At 54.5% G+C, this 18,170-nt stretch carries 19 protein-coding genes; 8 read left to right on the top strand and 11 right to left on the bottom strand.

Annotated features, from left to right (window positions below; genetic code table 11):
- Positions 1–58: 58 nt before the first annotated feature.
- The 3 genes from fumC to H7F08_RS03800 are packed head-to-tail and all read right to left on the bottom strand — an operon-like array spanning position 59 to position 3,707.
- On the bottom strand, positions 59–1,432 hold the full coding sequence (gene fumC / locus H7F08_RS03790; RefSeq protein WP_193639906.1) for a class II fumarate hydratase: 1,374 nt from the start codon (positions 1,430–1,432) through the stop codon (positions 59–61).
- Positions 1,433–1,434: 2 nt separating this feature from the next.
- On the bottom strand, positions 1,435–3,231 hold the full coding sequence (locus H7F08_RS03795; protein ID WP_193639907.1) for a M3 family oligoendopeptidase: 1,797 nt from the start codon (positions 3,229–3,231) through the stop codon (positions 1,435–1,437).
- A gap of 32 nt (positions 3,232–3,263) precedes the next feature.
- On the bottom strand, positions 3,264–3,707 hold the full coding sequence (locus tag H7F08_RS03800) for a DUF1841 family protein (protein ID WP_010637067.1): 444 nt from the start codon (positions 3,705–3,707) through the stop codon (positions 3,264–3,266).
- A gap of 161 nt (positions 3,708–3,868) precedes the next feature.
- On the opposite strand from H7F08_RS03800, the gene H7F08_RS03805 reads away from it, so the two are divergent.
- Complete coding sequence (locus H7F08_RS03805; RefSeq protein WP_075323273.1) at positions 3,869–5,572, top strand: hypothetical protein; 1,704 nt, start codon at positions 3,869–3,871, stop codon at positions 5,570–5,572.
- 63 nt (positions 5,573–5,635) lie between these two features.
- Here H7F08_RS03805 and H7F08_RS03810 read toward each other — a convergent pair whose 3' ends face one another.
- Positions 5,636–6,538: an alpha/beta hydrolase gene (locus tag H7F08_RS03810; protein WP_193639908.1), complete on the bottom strand. Its 903-nt coding sequence runs from the start codon at positions 6,536–6,538 to the stop codon at positions 5,636–5,638.
- Positions 6,539–6,621: 83 nt separating this feature from the next.
- Positions 6,622–7,116 carry a group I truncated hemoglobin gene (locus H7F08_RS03815; RefSeq protein ID WP_029315963.1) on the bottom strand — a complete coding sequence of 165 codons (495 nt, stop codon included), beginning with the start codon at positions 7,114–7,116 and terminating at the stop codon, positions 6,622–6,624.
- A 190-nt stretch (positions 7,117–7,306) separates the two neighbouring features.
- Between H7F08_RS03815 and H7F08_RS03820 the strand changes: the two genes are divergently transcribed.
- Positions 7,307–7,678, top strand: a complete 372-nt coding sequence (locus H7F08_RS03820) for a hypothetical protein (RefSeq protein WP_193639909.1) — start codon at positions 7,307–7,309, stop codon at positions 7,676–7,678.
- 32 nt (positions 7,679–7,710) lie between these two features.
- On the opposite strand, the gene H7F08_RS03825 is transcribed toward H7F08_RS03820, so the two are convergent.
- Positions 7,711–8,277 (bottom strand): hypothetical protein, encoded by a 567-nt coding sequence (locus tag H7F08_RS03825; protein ID WP_031571260.1) that lies wholly within the window; start codon positions 8,275–8,277, stop codon positions 7,711–7,713.
- Positions 8,278–8,400: 123 nt separating this feature from the next.
- Between H7F08_RS03825 and glgA the strand changes: the two genes are divergently transcribed.
- The 6 genes from glgA (at position 8,401) to H7F08_RS03855 (ending at position 13,653) form a co-directional block, all read left to right on the top strand.
- A complete protein-coding gene (gene glgA / locus H7F08_RS03830; RefSeq protein WP_215866633.1) occupies positions 8,401–9,864 on the top strand; it encodes a glycogen synthase GlgA in 1,464 nt (487 codons plus the stop codon).
- A 142-nt stretch (positions 9,865–10,006) separates the two neighbouring features.
- Entirely contained in the window at positions 10,007–10,423 is a 417-nt protein-coding gene (locus H7F08_RS03835) for a hypothetical protein (protein WP_024892945.1), read from the top strand.
- Positions 10,424–10,479: 56 nt separating this feature from the next.
- Positions 10,480–11,130, top strand: a complete 651-nt coding sequence (gene nth / locus H7F08_RS03840) for an endonuclease III (protein ID WP_024892944.1) — start codon at positions 10,480–10,482, stop codon at positions 11,128–11,130.
- Positions 11,109–12,185 (top strand): histidine kinase, encoded by a 1,077-nt coding sequence (locus tag H7F08_RS03845; protein ID WP_193639910.1) that lies wholly within the window; start codon positions 11,109–11,111, stop codon positions 12,183–12,185. Before nth ends, H7F08_RS03845 begins: the two co-directional genes overlap by 22 nt.
- Positions 12,176–13,090 carry a L,D-transpeptidase family protein gene (locus H7F08_RS03850; RefSeq protein ID WP_031571249.1) on the top strand — a complete coding sequence of 305 codons (915 nt, stop codon included), beginning with the start codon at positions 12,176–12,178 and terminating at the stop codon, positions 13,088–13,090. The genes H7F08_RS03845 and H7F08_RS03850 overlap by 10 nt, the downstream gene beginning before the upstream one ends.
- A 170-nt stretch (positions 13,091–13,260) precedes the next feature.
- Positions 13,261–13,653, top strand: a complete 393-nt coding sequence (locus H7F08_RS03855; RefSeq protein WP_051690530.1) for a type II toxin-antitoxin system VapC family toxin — start codon at positions 13,261–13,263, stop codon at positions 13,651–13,653.
- A 103-nt stretch (positions 13,654–13,756) separates the two neighbouring features.
- Here the strand turns inward: H7F08_RS03855 and H7F08_RS15825 are convergent, their stop codons facing one another.
- The 5 genes from H7F08_RS15825 to H7F08_RS03880 form a co-directional block, all read right to left on the bottom strand.
- On the bottom strand, positions 13,757–13,876 hold the full coding sequence (locus H7F08_RS15825; protein ID WP_198926076.1) for an NrsF family protein: 120 nt from the start codon (positions 13,874–13,876) through the stop codon (positions 13,757–13,759).
- Positions 13,877–13,976: 100 nt separating this feature from the next.
- A complete protein-coding gene (locus H7F08_RS03865; protein WP_024892940.1) occupies positions 13,977–14,453 on the bottom strand; it encodes an NADH-quinone oxidoreductase subunit B family protein in 477 nt (158 codons plus the stop codon).
- A 27-nt stretch (positions 14,454–14,480) separates the two neighbouring features.
- The gene (locus H7F08_RS03870) at positions 14,481–16,040 is read right to left on the bottom strand and encodes an NADH-quinone oxidoreductase subunit C (protein WP_193639911.1); all 1,560 of its coding nucleotides are present in this window, start codon (positions 16,038–16,040) and stop codon (positions 14,481–14,483) included.
- Positions 16,037–17,491 (bottom strand): hydrogenase 4 subunit F, encoded by a 1,455-nt coding sequence (locus H7F08_RS03875; RefSeq protein WP_193639912.1) that lies wholly within the window; start codon positions 17,489–17,491, stop codon positions 16,037–16,039. Before H7F08_RS03875 ends, H7F08_RS03870 begins: the two co-directional genes overlap by 4 nt.
- Complete coding sequence (locus H7F08_RS03880; RefSeq protein ID WP_051488033.1) at positions 17,488–18,168, bottom strand: formate hydrogenlyase; 681 nt, start codon at positions 18,166–18,168, stop codon at positions 17,488–17,490. The genes H7F08_RS03875 and H7F08_RS03880 overlap by 4 nt, the downstream gene beginning before the upstream one ends.
- Between the last annotated feature and the right edge of the window lie 2 nt (positions 18,169–18,170).

The raw sequence follows: 18,170 nt of genomic DNA on the forward strand, positions 1-18,170 counted from the left end.
CATGATCCGGCGATGATCCTCCAGAACAGTCCCTTCTCGGCCTGCCTGAGTGGGGCTTTTAGAGCATGTCCTGCGGCCGCACCTGCGCGTCGAAGTCTTCTCCCGAGAGGAAACCCAACTGAATCACCGCATCCCGGAGTGTACAGTGATTGCGGTGGGCGTGCTGGGCCACGGCCGCCGCGCGCTCATAACCCATCACGGGGGTCAGGGAAGTCACCAGCATCAAGGATTTTTCCATGTTTTCCTGCAAGCGTTCATTAACCGGCTCCAGCCCCTGCAGACAATGCTCGGCAAAAGACCGGGCCGCATCCCCCAGCAGCTCGATGGACTGCAGGATATTGAAGGCAATCAGCGGCTTGTAAACATTCAGCTCAAAATTTCCCTGGGATGCGGCGAAGGCAATGGCCGCGTCATTTCCATAAACCTGCACGCAAACCATGGTCAACGCCTCAGCCTGGGTGGGGTTCACCTTGCCGGGCATAATGGAAGACCCCGGTTCATTTTCAGGAAGCTGCAGTTCGCCCAGACCCGCCCGGGGGCCGGATGCCATCCAGCGAATATCGTTGGCTATTTTCAGCAAGGACATGGCAACCAGGCGCAGACTGCTGCTCAGTTGCTGGAGGGCTTCATGGCCCGCCAGCGCCGCGAAAAAATTGGCTGCCGGATGAAAAGGCAAGCCCAGTTCAGCATGCAGGTGCGCACAAGCCTGTCTGGCGAAATCTGGATGACAGTTGAGGCCCGTGCCCACCGCCGTAGCCCCCAAAGCCAGTCCGTACAGTCCGGGCAAAGCCTGCTCAATGGCCTGAATGCCCATCTGCAACTGCGCCTGGTACCCGGAAAACTCCTGACCCAGGGTCAGCGGAACAGCATCCATCAGATGCGTGCGTCCGACCTTGATCAGTGCCGCAAATTGCTGGCTTTTAGCCGCCAGCAGGCTTTCCAGATGGATCAGCGCGGGCAGCAGATTTTGCTGCGCCGCCAATGCGGCGGCAATATGCATGGCCGCCGGAAAAGTATCATTGGAAGACTGACCAAGATTCACATGATCGTTGGGATGCACGGGGTTTTTCGTGCCCCGGACCTGACCAGCCAGCTCGTTGGCGCGATTGGCAATCACTTCATTGACATTCATATTGCTCTGGGTGCCGCTACCCGTCTGCCAGACCCGCAGCGGAAACTGTTCATCCCAGCGTCCATCGATGATTTCGCTGGCGGCAAGCTGAATATAATCGGCAATATCCTTACCCAAAAGACCCAATTCGTGGTTGACCTGAGCAGCAGCACGCTTGATTCTGGCCAGGGCATAAATGACCGCCATGGGCATCCGTTCGCTGCCGATGGCAAAGTAATTCAGGGAGCGTTGGGTTTGCGCCCCCCACAGTGCGGTATCTTCCACCTCCACCAGACCCATGCTGTCTTTTTCCTGACGCATGCTCAACGGACTCTGGCCAGGGCTTCTGCCTCATCCACCATACTGGCCAGATAATCCAGGGCTTTTGCCCACAAATCCGGATCTTCCAGATTGACACCCGTTTCTGCCACCACCTCGGCAGGCGTTTTGCTGCCCCCAAGCTTCAGCATGGCGATATAGCCCGACACAAAACCCTGGGGATTTTCCCGATAACGCTGAATTAAAGCCAAAGTCAGCAATTCACCAAAAGCATAAGCGTACACATAGCCGGGAGAGCCGATAAAATGGGGGATATAACTCCACCACCAGCGATATCCGGGACTGAACTGGATACTGTCGGCAAACTGCTCGGTCTGGGTTTGCATCCACAGCTCTGCGAGCCTTTCCTTGCTGAGTTCCCCCTCGCTGCGACGGGCATTGTGCATCACCACCTCAAAGCGATGCATGGCCATCTGCCGGAATACCGTGGCAAAGGTGTCCTCAATTTTGCCGCAGAGCAAGGTCAGACGTTGCTGCGGGTCCTGCTCCTCGCGCATCAGCCGTTCAAAAGTCAGCATTTCTCCGAACACCGAGGCAGTTTCCGCTGTAGTCAGCGGCGTATCGGCATTCAGATAGCCCTGCTCACGCGCCAGATACTGATGGATGCCGTGCCCGAGTTCGTGGGCCACGGTCATCACGTCGCGCACCGTACCGGTATAATTGACCATCAGGTAAGGATGTACGTCGGGAGTCACCGGATGAGCAAAAGCCCCACCCCGTTTACCGGGTGCCAGAGCCGCATCAATCCAGTGTTCGTCAAAAAAACGTTGACCGATGGCACCCAGCTCCGGCGAAAAATCATGGACCGCCGCCAGCACAATACGCTGACATTCCGCCCAGTCGTAACGCCGCGCCGCGCTGGAAATAGGGGCATAGCGGTCATAGTCCATCAGCGGCGCTACCCGCAGCAGTTTGGCCTTGAGTCGATAATAGCGGGCCACCAGAGCGTAGCGGGACACCACGGCCGTCTCCAGGGCCTCGACCATGCTGTCGGAAATTTCATTACTCAGATTGCGCTCACTGAGCCAATGGGGATAAGAACGCAGCCGGTCATCCAGGGCCTTGTCGGCCAGAATGGCATTAAAACAGGTAGTCAAAGTATGCAGGCGGCTTTCCAGTCCCGTACTCAGGGACTCTGCCGCATCATGACGCAATGTCCGGTCAGGATTGGACAGCAGGGTCAGCACTTCCTGCTCGGTCATCGCCTTACCGCGCAGATTGAAACGCATCTCTGTCAGCGTTTCGTCAAAAAGGCGCTCCCAGAGTGCCCGACCAGTTACCCGCTTTTCCGAAAGAATCTGTTCTTCGCTCTCACTGCGCAGGTGACTGCGATATTGCCGCCAGTTGCGGAGCAGATGCGCCCAGTGGGCGAGAGCGGGATCCTGAAGTAACTGTTCAGCACGATTCTCATCGACTGCATTCCAGGCAATATCAAAAAATATCAACTGATTGCTGACTTGAGTCGCGGCTTCTTCATAAGCCTGCAACGCCGCCCCATACGCGGGCTGATCGGCATGGGTGACATAACTCAGATAACGAAAAGTCCCTACCCGACCCAACCGTTGACGAATGGCCTCCAGACTTTGCATGGCTGTGGCCAGGGCAGCCGCATCCAGATCACCCAAACCCGGTCGATACTGCCGGGCAAAATCTTCTGCTGCGCTGCTGGCCCAAAGCATATCGGCTTCCAGGCGCGGATCATCCGAACCCGCATAAAGGTCCTGTAAACGCCAGTGAATACTTTCAGCGCCGGTTGTTGTCGATTGCACTGCTTTTACCATGAATTTTCTCCCAAATGCCCCTCAGGGCCGTATCAAGCCGGATCTGGCAACGCCAGTCCGCGCCGCACACAAGCCAGCAGGGCACCCATATCCGGAGGCACCCCCGCCCTTTGTGCCTGCCACATCATCTCGCCCATACAGTCGACAAAAAGATGTTCGGCATCATGTTCACCCCGTTTTTCGCAGGCCGTCGCGTAAAGGTGGACGATACCCTGTGGCTGATTCATTGCCAACATTTCTGCCAGCCCCACATGCAGAGACATATGCAGAAAGGGATTGCTTTGCCCCTGTTCAGGGGAAAAGTCCTGGTACAATCCTCGTTCGGCATCTTCCAGCAAGGGCTGATACTCGGGGTGATCCAGAATAGCGGCCACAATTCTGGTCTGCACGCCTTCGAGGGGCCGCCCCTCGCGAAAAGCTTGCCAACTGTCCAGAAATACCTGCCGATATGTTTCTCGTTTACTGCCATAAAGCATAATAATTAGCCTGCAAAAGCCTCGTTGACGATGATAGGGCACATTGACATGGGTAGGAAAGGGACGCTTTTTGTGGTAAATAAGGCAAGTCTTAACAAAGCTTGCTTTGTTCTATTAAAAGCACTTATCACAGCATTATTTCAGCGGGAGATTAGCGCAACATGGCCAACGCGAATACAGTACCAGCAGCAGTAGTAAGTCTCAACGAACGCCAGTGGGAAGGGCTCGGAAAAGTCGGCGAAGCCGCCCTGCAGGTGCAAAACATGCTGCAGATGCTGCGCGACGTCCTGAATGAGCTCCCTCAGGCCATCGACACAGACAAATTGATGGAAACCATGCAGCCCTACATGGAAAAACTGCAGGGCATTTCCGAATCTCTGCAATCTTTCGTCAAGGGCAACTCCGATGAAGAACCGCTGGATCGCCTGCGTGCGCTCATCAATGACGCCCAGCAGGCCGAACTGGACAAAACCCTCAAGGAAGTCCTGCAACTTCTCGGCAATCTGCAACGCTCCGGATTTTTCAGCTCCATGGCCGCCCTCAGCGCCGAGTTGAAGTGCCCCATCATCGGTGAAAATCCCGAAGAAATGATCCAGAAAATCCATAGCAGTACGGCCACCATCCAGTACTGGCTAGAAAGCGCCAAGCAGGGTGTAAGCGTTGTTGGCAACATGGTTGGTCAACTGGACCTGCCGGATCGTCTTGATGAAATCCAGGAAATGGCCGACCAGTGGATTCAGATGGCCAAGCGTGCTCAGCGCCTGATTCAGGGTGATGCTCCCGATCTGCAGACCCGTCTGAGCGGCATGCTCGACATGGCGGAAATTTTGGGCGGGCAGATGAATATTGCCATTGGCACCCTGCGCGACACCATGCCTGAAGTTCTGGAAAGCGCCAATATGGGCAATGCGCTGGCCAGCATCGGTTCGGGCGGCAACCGCTGGATGCAGGTGGCCATGCGCGTCAAGCATCTAACCCAGGGTGACGGCTCCGTGGACATGGTCAGTCGGGTTGAAGGTCTGCTGGATCAGGTAGAACATCTGGCCGGTTATGCGGCCAGTGCCGGATTTTTTGTGCAGGCGGGTAAAGATGGCCTTGGTGCCGTTAAAGGCATCATCTCCGACCTCGATCTTCCGGACAAACTGGATGATATTGCCGAAGAGGCCGAAAAATGGCTGAAAATTGCCATGCGCGCCAAAGATCTAGCCCAGGGTGATGCAGACAGCCTTGCCGATCGCGTAGGCTCACTGCTCAAAGTGGCCGAAACAGTAGGGGGTTCCCTGCAGGCTGCCGCCAAGGCCCTGGAGGCCAAGGGCATCCGTCTGGAAGAAATCCTGACCCCGCGCGGCGATCTGAATATTGCCTTCGGTACCGGTGCAGATTTTGTTGCCGAACTGTGGCATGACGGCACCATCCAGCACATTGGCAGCACCATCAGTCAGGGTGCCCTGATCTGGATGGAAATTGCCCAGATTGGTGCCAAAGCACTCAAGGGGGATGCAGAAAGCATCAACCATCGGATTAAGGGGATTGTTCAGGGCCTCCATGATGCCCATCTGATCGACATGTTACCTGAAGTATTTGCCTTGGTCGGCAACCTGCAGAAGGCCGGTCTGGTTGGCAAAATCAACATGGTCATGAGCAAGGTTGTGCCCATGATCCCCTCTGATGAAGTGTTTGCAGGAGGCGTTGACAAGGCTGTCAAGGCGCTGGAACTGACCAAAACCGAAATGCAGAATGAAGCCAACAAGGGTGGCGGTATTTTTGGCCTGATGAAAATCGTCTTCGCCAAGGACACCCAGTACCTGCTCAAATTCTTCATTCGTTTTGCGACGATTTTCATGAAGTCACTGCAAGCCAGCTAAGTATTTCATCATTCTGGCTTCATGAAAGCCCCGGTCTGTTGTTAGATCGGGGCTTTTTAATGATTATGGATGGATGCGCTGATCGTGACCCTCCTTGATGAAAGCCACCACATCGTCCAGCACCGGGGCCATCCAGCGTAATGGCTTGGCAAAAGCGCCAATCAAGGTTTCGTGGTTTACACCGCGATACATTTTCAACTCGACACTGACCCCCGCCTTTTTCAGCATGGCCGCCAATACTTCAGTATTCACTTTCGGATTCACCAGATTGTCATGCACTGCAGCCCCTAAAAAAGTTCGGGGAATATCCGCATTATTGGCAAAATCAATCGGCATACTATTGGGGGGATAATCCGGGTAGAAAAATATGGGACGGACCGGTTTATAAGTAATTGGATAAAAATTGTAGGGTCCCGCCAATCCTATCCAGCCACAAAAAATATCCGGCTTGAGTCCCACTGCCTGCAGCCAGCGCGGATCCATCACCAACATGGCGGCATTATAGGCCCCTGCACTATGGCCCATGATATAAAAATCCCGGATATTGCCACCGAAAGCGGCGATGTGCTGATAAGTCCAGGCTACAGCACGTGCATTATCCTTTAAAAAAGCAGGATAACGTACCTGTGGATAAATGCGATAATTGGGTATGACCACCACCAAACCACGGGCTGCCAGGGCTTCACCTACAAACTTGTATTCTTGCCGGTTGCCGCTATCCCAGGCACCGCCGTAAATAAACAGCACCACGGGATAGCCTCCCGCCGGTTCAGGATAACCATCCCTGGCAACGGGTTCATATACATCCAGATGTCCGCGTGCCTGATGCTGATAACGAATACCCTGAGTGACCTTATAGGTATTTGTCGGGGTAAGACGATTGATAATTTGTAGCGGAGAACAGGCGGAAAGAACGCCCGTCATCCCGGCAATGAATAATTTGCTAATTCTCACAGCTAAGGACATGATTGGTCATCCACAGAAAATACCGACAATTTAAAAGTAAACCCAGTCTTCAGGACCTGAATGAATAACCAATCTCTCGTGTATTAACCCAACGGACCATTGGCCGTAACAATTTGTGGTTCCATGGCTGCCAGTTGCGCCAAAAGATAGTTCTGCGCCGGTTTGGCAATATCACGCTGATCCATCGCCTTGATCATATCCTGTGCCAGATAATTGAATGCTGCTGTAGTAACGTGCAAGCCTTTGTGTGCTGCAGTCATGGTCGGGCCAGTGTAGGTACAGGGTCCGCCCACCACTTCGCAAACCTGTTGCGTCAGATTATATTTCAGGGCCTTGATGTTGGTATGGGCAAAATAATAATTAATATGGGGATCTGCCGCCACATAACCAACAAACGTATTAATGAGCGCTTTAACTCCGGACTTGCCACCAAAAGCATCAATATGATTTTGAATCGGCATTTTGATATCTGCCCGCTGCACCGATGCAGCACTCGGAGCGGCCTGAGCCAAAGGCGCCACGAGGCTCACAGCCAATCCTGCCATCAACACTGCAACTCCTGATCTAAAATATTTCATTAAATTCTCCTTAACACCGTTTTCAGCTTCAACAGGGAGGCAACAGCCTCAACATAGATGAATACGTATTTTTTGTGCAGACGGATGCAGCAGGATTTTTTGCATCCAGGTCAGTATATTCCACGTAATCATCGCCATGACAGAAATATGACTATCTGGCCTGAAAAAACCACCAGAATAGGGGGCATTGGTGAAAAAGATAATTTTGAGTTTTGTATTTATATGGTTTTCTATCGGCAGCCTGGCACATTTTATCTTTACAGGCAGCGAAGCAAAAATAATTCCGGACTACATCCCCTGGCATATGGCCGACGTTTATGTGAGCGGTTTTCTTGAAATGCTCGGAGCCTTGGGGTTGCTATCAAAAAAGACCAGGCCCTATGCCGGATTTGGTCTTTTTTGTTTAACCATTGCCGTGACACCGGCCAATGTTTATATGGCAATGCATACATCAAAATATCCAGATATAGCTCCCTGGATACTCAACGCCCGGCTCGTTTTTCAACTCATTTTTTTGTGGATGATCAGTTGGTCCAGCGAAATAAGATGGCGTTTTCACTAGCAGGATGAGCAGGCAGCCATCCTGAAATATCCTTAACCGTGCTGCTGCCACCACTCCCGCGCTTTTTCAGCCGCCGTTTTTGCCGCAGCGGGATCAGTAAGCCATGCCTTGGCAAGGTCAATCAACTGATTATTATCCTGCGCCCAAACGGCTCCACCTGCGGCCAGCAATCCTTGACGTAACGCATTATCCGGCATTTTTGGACCCAGAATCAGCGGGCAGCCATCGGCAATGGGTTTGGCAAGGTCCACAGCTCCACCCATCAGCGTACCTCCGGGCACACAAAAATCGGCGCAGGGATAAAAGGCATCGCGGACATCGACTGTTTCTACGAAATACACCCGCGTCTTCAGTGGTACATAACTGGTAAACAGGCGGCTGTGGCGAATAGTCTGGAGATGATACTTGATCGCGTCACGGTATACTGGTTCATAACGCTCTTCACGATCTGGGGCAAGAATCATGATGCCCATTTTCACCCGCATCAGGGACAGAAAAATTCCGTAGGCTTCGGCGTCCTCGCCTTCGTGCAAGTTGGGAAAATAAACCACGCAGCGTCCCCGATCCCGATATTCCTTAAAGCGTTCGCACCATTCCATACTACGCACTCCTTACCTGCAGATTTATGTATTGGAGGATCATAGGCGACCTGAAGCCATCATTCAAAAAGTGTTTTGTGATATGTTAGCAACAAGTCACTCACTGAAGAACCTGAAACCTCTATGTTGCAAGTCCTGTTCGTGCTCTCCGAAATGGTTCCCTACTCCAAAACTGGCGGCCTGGCCGACGTCGGAGGCGCTTTGCCACTGGCTTTGCAGCAACTGGGCGTTGATGTACGGATACTGGTCCCCTGGTATGGACGTCCGGATCTGCATGAAATGCACTGGTTCTGTTCGGTGAATACGCCTTATAGCCAGGAAGCTGCCGAACTCTGGATAACGCCGAGCCGGCCCGGTATTTTTTTTCTGCGTTATCCCGACTATTACGAGCGGGATGGTGGACCCTATCAAAATGCGCAGGGTCAGGATTGGCCGGACAATCCGCGCCGCTTCGCTTTGCTGAATCGAGTAGCCGTAGAAATGGCACAGGGTCGCGTATCCGGTCTCGACTGGCGGCCCGATCTGGTCCATGTGAATGACTGGCAGACTGGCCTCGTCCCTTATTTGCTGGATCTTGAAACCCGAATAGGAAGCCCGCGACCGGCCACACTGTTCACCATTCACAACCTCGCCTATCAGGGCCGCTTTGATCCCGCCATCATGGCAGAATTACATCTTCCTGCCGAAGATTTTCATTGGCAGGGAACCGAACTTTACGGGGCTTTTTCCTTCATCAAGGCGGGCTTGATCTACAGCGACCAGATCAGCACAGTCAGTCCTACCTACGCCCGGGAAATTCAGACGGAAGCCTTTGGCATGGGACTGCAAGGCCTCCTGCAGCAGCGCTCCGCGCAACTCACCGGCATTCTTAATGGAATAGATGAAGTCCACTGGAACCCCCATGCTGATCCTTATCTTCCTGCGCACTACAATGCCCGCAGCCTGGTCGGAAAAAGTCAGTGCAAAGCCCAGCTGCAGCAGAGTCTCGGGCTTGAAGCCCAGCCCGATGTTTTTCTGCTGGGCATGATCAGTCGGCTGGTAGAGCAAAAAGGCGTCGATATGGTTCTGGATATTTTGCCCGATCTCCTCCAGCGTGGGATGCAGGTGATTATTCTGGGCAGTGGCGAGAAATACTTTGAAGCGCGGCTTGAGGAACTGGCGGCTGTTCATCCGGGGCGTCTCGCCGTGCGCATCGCCTTTGACGAAGGGCTGTCACACCGGATTGAAGCGGGTGTGGATGCTTTTCTCATGCCCTCGCGCTTTGAGCCCTGTGGCCTCAACCAGATGTACAGCTTACGTTATGGGACGCTGCCCATCGTCCATCATACCGGCGGCTTGGCCGACACCGTCGTCGATGCCGGCGACTTTGCCCGGGATGAAGAACGCAACGGCTTCGTATTCAGCTTTGCCCATAGTGATGATCTTCACCATGCCGTCCTCAGGGCTGCAGCGCTGCATCGGGAAAAAGCCGCATGGCGACATCTCCAGAAACAGGCCATGGCCGCGAACCACAGTTGGGAACACGCTGCACTGTCCTACCTGGAGCTTTATCGCCAGATTCTGGAGCGCCGCAAATCTGCGCAGTAAATTCTGGCCTATTCATTTTGAGAATAATCAAGGGGTCATTGGAGATCATTATCCCCACAAAAAAGCTTTTGCGTTGCACCGTAGCCATAAACCGCTACAATGCTCCAATGACTTTTTTCCCACATGCATGAGGAGTCGCACGATGTCAGGTCATTTTCCCTTTTCCGGTAAAGCCAACCGCGTTTCTGTTTTTGCCTTTTTTGAAGCCCACAACTGGAGTATTGAAGCCCAGGAAAAATACTTTGAAGAATGGTACAAATGGGCCAAGGATTACGTCATGAACGACGCCGATCTCAACGCCGCCAAGGGTGTGCTTTTCGCAAGTGATCATTTCGGCACCCACGCCGATCATGACTTCCACCTGCATGGTTATGCCATTGCCACGCGCATGCTGGATCTGGGCGAACTCATCAAAGGCAGCATTTTGCCCAAGTTGGACCATGATATGCTGCATGCTCTGGAACACGATCATGAAGAATGGATTGCCGCAGCCAATGCCGTAGCGGCCAACCATCCCCGTGCCGAAGCGCCCGAAATCGGTCGTTATCGTCACGTCTGAGCCCAATAATCGGGGGCCGGATCACCGGTTCAGCCCCCGATTTCCAAATTAGCGCTATGGATGCCAAACACATCAAGCAGTGCTTTGCCGCGCTCCGCGCCAGCATCCCCGAACCCAAAACCGAATTGCAGTACGCCAGCGCCTTTCAGTTGCTGGTAGCCGTAGTTCTTTCCGCCCAAAGCACCGACAAGGTGGTCAATTTGTGTACGGCGACTTTATTTGCAGAGGCGCCCGATGCCTTCAGCATGGCCGCACTCGGTGAAGAGGGCATTAAAAATCATATTCGTCGCCTCGGACTTTTCAATGCCAAGGCCCGTCATGTGCATGGCCTGGCCGAGCAACTGATTGCTCAGCATCACGGCGAAGTACCCCCAGATCGTCACGCTCTGGAAGCACTCCCCGGCGTGGGCCGCAAAACCGCCAATGTGGTACTCAATACCCAATTTGGACAACCCACCATCGCCGTGGATACCCATATATTCCGGGTAGGCAATCGGATTGGTATTGCTCCGGGTAAAACCCCTCTCGCCGTAGAACAGGCTCTACTCAAAAAGGTTCCCGCTGAATATATTCAGGATGCTCACCATCTGCTCATTCTGCATGGCCGCTATACCTGTACGGCACGTCGCCCTCATTGTGAACGCTGCGCGCTGTTCAGTTGCTGCGCATGGCCTGACAAGGTACTGTGGGCCCATCAAAGCCAGTAGCCAGCGGCTTCGCGCGCGGTAACCGGCCACCCGGAGAACTCCTTCAATCGGCCATTGCCGAGGCCCGCGAAAAACTCTCCGGTGAAGCCATCACTGCCGCTTTGTTCTTGTTCAGCCCCACCCTTGCTCCGGTGAGTCCAGCATTACTGCTGTCCCAGATGCGTGCACTGTCCTGCCTGCAAATTGCGACAGGGACTTTTCCGGGGATATTTACCGAAAGAGATTCGGCGTTGGGGGAAAATGCCTGTGCCGTTCTCCTCCTGAGCGCGCCGCTGGGTTTTACCCCCCAGATTCCCGACCCCGACTTGGTGACATTCAGTTGGGGAAGACTGGAGCAGCTCCAGGGCGAATGGTTGCAGCAATCACCGCGCTTTGGCAGTCTCAGTAGTCGCAGCGGGCGCTTCTGGTATCAAGCTAGCCCACGGAATATTCTGGAAATTGCCTTTCAGGGCATCCAGCCATCCCAAAGCGTCTGGTCCGCAGGACTGCGCACCCTGAGTGCCCCACTCCCGGTCCATCTTCAGGAGGGCAGCTTGCTGCTGCAGTTGGAACGTTATCTGGCGCTCCCCCTGCTGGCCCAGAATATTCCGGTCAGTATCCGCAAGGACAGTCGCCTGCCCCTGGAGCGCCTGCTCATGGGGGAGATTCGCGCCGATGCTGCCCCTGGAGCTCCGCCGGAATTACTGCACATTAGCGCCACCGACCTGAATCGAAGCGGGCTCTGGCTGGAAAGACCACTGGCGGAACACTCACGGGCCTTTCTCAGCCTGCGCGATCCTGCCATTGCCGAGCGTGACACCCGCATTGCTCTGGAACAATTATCCGCCAGCACCCAAGAGCCCACCTTCGCCTGGATTTCCAGCTCCATTGGTCGGGATGCGGCATTTTTTGGTCAGGAAGATCAAGATCTGTGTATCTGGCGCGAGCAATATCCCGAGTTGCCCATACTGGGGGCCTACGGCATGGGCGAACTGTTTCCGCATCAGCAGCGCAGTCATTTTTTGCGCTATGGTAAAATTTACACCCTGTTTTCAAGGACAGACATATGCCCATAAATCGTTCCGCAGTTATCCTGTCTTTTTTGGGTTTAATGCTGACAGTCTTGAGTGCTCCCGCCTGGAGCAGCACGTATCTGCTGCCACCCCCTGGAGACAATATCGTCGGCGCTATCCAGAGCATCAGCGCCCGACATGAAGACACACTTTCCGACATTGCCCGTAAATATGACCTGGGTTATGACCAGATTACTGCCGCAAATCCACAGGTGGACCCCTGGTTACCCGGCGCTGGCAGCCGCATCATTCTTCCCAGCGAATATGTGCTGCCCGATGCCCCGCGTCAGGGCATAGTGATCAATCTGGCGGCCATGCGGTTGTTTTATTATCCGCCCACTGTCGCTGGACAGGCCCCGGAAGTAATCACTTATCCCATCGGCATAGGTCGCGAAGGTTGGGGGACACCCCTGGGCAAGACCCGCATTACCGCCAAAGTGGCAAATCCCAGCTGGACACCACCGGAAAGCATTCGCAAGGAACATGCAGAAAACGGAGATCCTTTGCCAGCAGTGGTTCCTGCCGGTCCAGACAATCCACTGGGACTGTTCGCCCTGCGCCTGGCTATTCCCGGTTACCTGCTGCACGGCACCAACAAGCCCTGGGGGGTCGGCATGCGCGTCAGTCACGGCTGCATCCGCCTCTATCCAGAAAATATCGAAGCACTATTTGCGCGCGTTCCGGCAGGAACCCCGGTCCTGATTGTCGATCAACCCTGGTTACTGGGCCATGATGGCGGACATGATTACCTGCAGATTTACGGGCAAATGACCGATCGCCCTTTCGAGCAGGTCCAAGGCTCCTTTACAGACTGGCTCAACCAACATTTGCCCGCCGGCAAAGCCATCGATTCGAACATAGCCAGGCGCTGGCTAAAGGCCGCGACGGGAATACCGGAACCGCTGTAAAAAATAGCGCAGCGCAAGTAACCCGTTGCGACTGGTCGGCTTCGAGCGTTCCCGGTCACATCTCGAGACTCAAGATACCTCATTTGCGCTGAATGAAGTTGTCAATAACTCCAATAGCTTAGCCGGCGCCCAAATGGACAGGAGAGCGGGGCGAGACCGGACAAAACCTGATGCTGCTGCTGGATACTTGTACCCTGATCTGGTGGTTGGCACAGACAGAAAAGATTCCGGCTACAGCACGCAGCCATATCGCCGAGGATATGGAGGTTTGTATAAGCGTGGTCACCATTTGGGAAATTCTGGTGAAGCACACGAGCGGCAAGCTGATTATCGAAAGCGGTTCCGAATCGGTTTTTGACTATATGCTCCGCCAAATCGAGGCAGTGGATTTTCGACGCATAGCGCTGTCGGATACCGACCTGCGTCATCTTCCGCAACTACCGCCCATTCATCGGGATCCTTTCGACCGCATGCTGATTTGTCAGGCCATCGAACGTGGACTGACCTTGGTCACCCCTGACCCCGCTATCAGGCAGTATCCCATTCGTACACTTTGGCTGTGAGGTGTGGTGCATACTTTTCTGGTCAGAAGCTTCCGAACGGAAACACCTGACACCAATAAGCTACCCAATACCGCCCCCTGGGGGTTGGGCGGCAACAGGCGCATTACCAACGCAACAATGTTTTCCCGAGTAGTGCGCCGAGCACGGTGGGAATCAAAATCCCGAGCAAATAACAGGTGTCGATAAACGGTGCGCCCATTTCAGGGCAATGCAGACTGTACACGGCACTGCACCCACAAACCCAACTGACACTGGGTTTTGATGGGCAACCGTTGCCAGCGCGATACGGATTCCCCTTAAAATACGAATTCCCACCAATCCCGTCAGGATCGTGTCTGCCGGGCTACCTGAACCAATGTTTGCCGAATCGCTTCGGGTGTAGGTGGGCAGCCCGGACATTGCCCGGCTACGGGGAGCACTTTTTCTACCGCGCCGACAACGGCATAACTCCCGGCGAATATGCCGCCCGTACAGGCGCAATCCCCTATGGCCACGACCTTTTTGGGATTTGGCATGGCTGAAAACGTGTCTTGCAGCGCTGTCGCCATATGTCGGCTGACCGGGCCGGTTACCATCAACAAATCAGCATGGCGCGGCGACGCTGTCAGGCTCAACCCGACTTGCTCCAAGCCATAATGTGGACCCGAAAGTGCCTGAATTTCCAGCTCACAAGCATTGCAGGATCCTGCATCCACATGGCGAATGGCGGCACTCCGGCGGAATGGCCCCTGCCCTTTGGCGGGAATGATTTTTTTACCCGGTTTCCCCAGTCGCCAGATTTCTTTCAGTATGCGATACATTGCCAATATCCTCCGGGTGCTGACACGCTATAAATCATGTCCGCTGTAACTCAAATTGAACGATTTATTGATCAGTGGAAAGTCGGCGACAATATCGTTCAGCACGGCCTCCTCAAGGACCGGCCACAGGACCCACGAGGGATCGTGGGGGTGGCAGCGTTTGATACGGGCGTTTTCCACAGATAGGGCGACAAACACCTCGCCGCGCCAGGCTTCGACGATGCCCAAGCCTTCGCCATCGGGGATGCTTTCCGGAATGGTTGTACTGACTGCTCCCCCGGGCAGTTCCATCAACAACCGGGTCTGCAGACGCAGAGACTCATAGAACTCTAAAAAGCGCAATTGCCAACGTGCGGCCACGTCACCTTCCGGGGAAAGCTGCATGGAAACATCCAGATTCTGATAAGGCGCATGGGGAAACTGGACCCGCAAATCCCAGGCCTGACCACTGGCGCGGCCGGCAAGCCCCGCCATACCGAGTGCTGCAGCACGGGGTGGCACAATTTTTCCTGTACCCACCAGGCGATCCCGCAGACCGGAATGCTCCTGCAAGAGGAGGTCCAAACGCTGCACGGTGCGCTGCCAGGATTCACTGTTACTCCGAATTGAGGCTGTTTGCGCGGAGTTCAGATCAAAAGCGACGCCACCGGGAATAATGCAGTCCATCAAATAGCGGTGTCCGAAAATTTCCCGGTTTTCGCGGAGCAGGCTTTCCTTGATAAACAGAAATTGTGACTGACAGAAGGCGAAGCCAGCGTCATTTCCCAGAGCGGCAAGATCACCCAGATGGTTGGCCATGCGCTCCCGTTCCAGGCAAACAGCACGCAAAGCTGCTGCACGAGGCGGGATTGCGCATCGGGCAATGGATTCCACCGCCATGCAGTAGGCCCAGGCATAACCCGCTGTAGTGTCACCACTGATGCGTCCTGCCAGACGCGCACCCGCAAACACATCCCGATCTTGGAAAAGGCGTTCGACGCCCTTGTGCGTGTATCCCAATCGTTCTTCCAGACGCAGAATTTGTTCACCGATACACGAAAAACGAAAGTGTCCGGGCTCAATGGTGCCCGCGTGTACCGGTCCCACCGGGATCTGGTGGACATCCACGCTATCAATCAATTGAAAAGGATAATCGGCATCACCATCCATGCCGAAGGATCTGTCATCCAGTTGACCCTCCCGCAGTGGAAAAATCCCCGCTGGCCAGCACTGATGGCGGAGCCATGGCCTGGTATCGGCATTCCCCGCCGCCCTGATTCCCGTAAGATCGTACAGGGCCCGCTCCATCCGCGAGGCAGCGGGAAAAATGTCGGCCAGCGAGGGAAATTGTCCCTCGCTGGATTGCACCGTCAGAGTGATCCACAAATATCCGGTTGAACCAAGGCCCAGCGCATGTATGTAAAAAAATGCATTTTCATGGCCCGCCTCTCCCCACAATCCCAGCAAACGCCCGCCCTGATCGCGCAGCGCCAGCGCGGCACTTGTCCAGGATGCAGTCTGCACCTTGACCTGCCAGACGGGTGGCGCAGTCAGAATTTGTTGCCACTGGCCCACAGAGGGCAAAGTATCAGAACCAAGTTCAGTCATTGGACAATTCCTGCAACGTCATGCAGCCATAGCTCTATTTGCCCGGGGATCGCCACCCCCAGAATCACCACCAGGGATATTTGAAAAAAAACCGGCAAAAGCCCGCCCACCCCGCTTTGCCGATGGGGGAGAGAATTGGCGGGGGCCAGGAGCATGCTCTGCAGGCGCGGGTATATTGCCGCAAATACGGTGCCCAGGCCGAGCAGAAGAAAAGGCAGGGTTTGCCAGGATTGTTGTACCGCACTGGCAAGGATCAGAATCTCACTGAAAAACAGGGAACCCGGAGGCATACCCAGAATCGCCAGCACCGACAGGAGGACACTCCAGCCCAAGACGGGCCGGGAATGCATCAAGCCGTTCAGTGCGGAAATGTCCTGAGTGCCAGCTTCCTGGCTGGCCTGCCCGGTAGCAAAAAACACCGAGGATTTTGCCAAACTATGTCCCAGCATGTGGAGCATACCCGCAAAAACCGCCAGCGGTCCGCCCAAACCAAAAGCAAAAGTGATCAGTGCCATGTGCTCCATGGAAGAGTAGGCAAAAAGACGTTTGACGTCCTGTTGCCGAAACATGGAAAAGGCAGCAAGCAACAGGGTCAGAAGACCGAAGCCCATCAGCAGATGCCCAGTGAAAGGCCCGGCCACAGGGCCGGACAGGAGACTTTTAAAACGCAGGATGGCATACAGCGCCACATTCAGCAGCAAAGCGGACAAGGCGGCGGATGCAGAACTGGGTCCTGCCGCATGGGCATCGGGTAACCAACTGTGCAGGGGGGCCAGACCAACCTTGGTTCCAAAGCCCACGAGCACAAAAATAAAGGCAATGGTCAGCACCCCGGAATTGAGCGCGGCAGAATGGGCATGCAATTGTGACCAAAGTAAGGCATCACTACCTGCACCCAGTGCGGGTTCCGCCGCAAAATACAGTAACACCGTTCCCAACAGCGCCATGGCGAGCCCGACGCCACAGAGAATGAAGTATTTCCATGCGGCCTCCAGACCTTGCGGCTTACGCATCAGACTGACCAGCAGCACACTGGACAGGGTCGCCCCTTCCAGAGCCACCCAGAGAATCCCCATGTTGTTGGTGAGCACAGCGAGCAACATGGTAAATAGAAAAAGCTGGAACATACTGTGGTACAGCTTTTGTTGCCCTGCGGACAAACCATGATGCTGTACTTCTTTCAAAAAGTAGCTGTGTGAAAACCAGGCAATGGAAAAGCCGACCGTACTGTTGACCAGTGCCAGTAACAGGGAAAAGGCGTCCACCCGGAATTCATCGCCGCCTGCCCGGATGATGCCCTCGGTAGCCACTTGCACGGACATAACCACACAGGCGATCAACACCAGAAAATTAAGCAGCAGAAACAGTCTGGCTCCGCGTCGCCCGCTGCCCAAAAACGCCAGTAAGGGAACTCCGGCACCAGCCAGAACCAGCACCCAGAAGATGATCATTTATCCTCCCGGATATGTTCCAGATAATGCAGATCGAGACTGTCGAAAGTGTCGCGGATCTGAAAGAAAAAGACGCCAATCACCACCAACCCGATCAGGGTATCCAGGGCAATACCCAATTCGACGATCAGCGGCATCCCCAGTGTTGCACTGGTGGCGGCGAAAAACAGGGCGTTATCCATGGCCAGAAAGCCCACGATCTGGGAGATCGCCTTGCGGCGGGTAATCATCATCAGGAACGACAGCAAAAATGCGGCCAGGGCAATCCCTAGCATGCCATGGGTCGCGGCGGGCAAATATCCATCCAGAGGGGCGGCAATGGAAAATGCAAATACCACCAGTAAAATACCCAGCAGTTGCGTACTAGGGACATTGAGTGTCATCTCGACATCACCGCGCACCTGCAGACGACGCAACAGATAATGCAAGACATAGGGCATGAGAATTCCCTTGATGGACAAGGTCAACACCGCCGAAACCCAGAGGATGGGATCACCCGTTAACTGCGCGACGAGGGCCGTACCCACCGCCAGGGTGACACCCTGCCAGGCAAGCAGGCGAATAAGACTCAGCAGCCGTCTTTGCGCAAGCAGGGCGAAACTGAGTACCAACATCCAGGCCGCGAGAATTCTCAACACGGGGCTGATAATCGCGCTATGGGCAAGAATGGAATGCATGA

The sequence above is a fragment of the Acidithiobacillus sp. HP-11 genome (assembly GCF_015100075.1).
Taxonomy (GTDB): domain Bacteria; phylum Pseudomonadota; class Gammaproteobacteria; order Acidithiobacillales; family Acidithiobacillaceae; genus Acidithiobacillus; species Acidithiobacillus thiooxidans.

Excerpts from the sequence above, each read along its gene's own strand:
- fumC (WP_193639906.1), bottom strand. The coding sequence starts at position 1,432 with ATGCGTCAGGAAAAAGACAGCATGGGTCTGGTGGAGGTGGAAGATACC.
- H7F08_RS03835 (WP_024892945.1), top strand. The coding sequence starts at position 10,007 with ATGTCAGGTCATTTTCCCTTTTCCGGTAAAGCCAACCGCGTTTCTGTT.
- H7F08_RS03805 (WP_075323273.1), top strand. The coding sequence starts at position 3,869 with ATGGCCAACGCGAATACAGTACCAGCAGCAGTAGTAAGTCTCAACGAA.
- H7F08_RS03795 (WP_193639907.1), bottom strand. The coding sequence starts at position 3,231 with ATGGTAAAAGCAGTGCAATCGACAACAACCGGCGCTGAAAGTATTCAC.
- H7F08_RS03875 (WP_193639912.1), bottom strand. The coding sequence starts at position 17,491 with ATGATCATCTTCTGGGTGCTGGTTCTGGCTGGTGCCGGAGTTCCCTTA.
- H7F08_RS03880 (WP_051488033.1), bottom strand. The coding sequence starts at position 18,168 with ATGCATTCCATTCTTGCCCATAGCGCGATTATCAGCCCCGTGTTGAGA.
- nth (WP_024892944.1), top strand. The coding sequence starts at position 10,480 with ATGGATGCCAAACACATCAAGCAGTGCTTTGCCGCGCTCCGCGCCAGC.
- H7F08_RS03865 (WP_024892940.1), bottom strand. The coding sequence starts at position 14,453 with ATGTATCGCATACTGAAAGAAATCTGGCGACTGGGGAAACCGGGTAAA.
- H7F08_RS03815 (WP_029315963.1), bottom strand. The coding sequence starts at position 7,116 with ATGAAATATTTTAGATCAGGAGTTGCAGTGTTGATGGCAGGATTGGCT.
- H7F08_RS03825 (WP_031571260.1), bottom strand. The coding sequence starts at position 8,277 with ATGGAATGGTGCGAACGCTTTAAGGAATATCGGGATCGGGGACGCTGC.
- H7F08_RS03810 (WP_193639908.1), bottom strand. The coding sequence starts at position 6,538 with ATGTCCTTAGCTGTGAGAATTAGCAAATTATTCATTGCCGGGATGACG.
- glgA (WP_215866633.1), top strand. The coding sequence starts at position 8,401 with ATGTTGCAAGTCCTGTTCGTGCTCTCCGAAATGGTTCCCTACTCCAAA.
- H7F08_RS03855 (WP_051690530.1), top strand. The coding sequence starts at position 13,261 with ATGCTGCTGCTGGATACTTGTACCCTGATCTGGTGGTTGGCACAGACA.
- H7F08_RS03850 (WP_031571249.1), top strand. The coding sequence starts at position 12,176 with ATGCCCATAAATCGTTCCGCAGTTATCCTGTCTTTTTTGGGTTTAATG.
- H7F08_RS03800 (WP_010637067.1), bottom strand. The coding sequence starts at position 3,707 with ATGCTTTATGGCAGTAAACGAGAAACATATCGGCAGGTATTTCTGGAC.
- H7F08_RS03870 (WP_193639911.1), bottom strand. The coding sequence starts at position 16,040 with ATGACTGAACTTGGTTCTGATACTTTGCCCTCTGTGGGCCAGTGGCAA.